This window comes from Kitasatospora sp. NPDC058243, assembly GCF_042882025.1.
In the GTDB taxonomy this organism is placed as follows: domain Bacteria; phylum Actinomycetota; class Actinomycetes; order Streptomycetales; family Streptomycetaceae; genus Kitasatospora.
The window spans coordinates 735-1,047 of the sequence record NZ_JBHVWW010000180.1 but is presented as its reverse complement, the minus strand read 5'-3'; the positions used below and the strand labels follow the sequence as shown (position 1 = coordinate 1,047).

At 69.6% G+C, this 313-nt stretch carries 1 pseudogene; it reads left to right on the top strand.

The features are described 5' to 3' along the window. Positions 1-44: 44 nt before the first annotated feature. Positions 45-313 (top strand): annotated as a pseudogene (locus tag ACFVX9_RS39940) (hypothetical protein); the annotation flags it as partial.

Here is a 313-nt window from a genome sequence, read left to right as displayed (position 1 = left end):
CACCCGACCCCGACAGCTCCAAAATCTCCGGCAGAGTCGAGCTGATGCTGGTCGAACACGGCCAAACCGCGCCGGGCAGAGTGCCGCACTGGACGGTTCCGGACCTGTTTGTCCGGCCTGGCGAACTGATCGACGTCGCCCTGGAACGACTGTGCTGCCAGCACCTGAACATCGGCACCCGGGCTTGCCCCGCCGGCTTTCTCGGTGCCATCACCCTGCCCGAACTCGGCGTCCTGCAGTGCCTCTTCGCAGGGGACGGCGGGGGGGGGGGGGATGTGGGGGGGAAAGGGGGGGAAGGGGGGGGGGGCAGGGG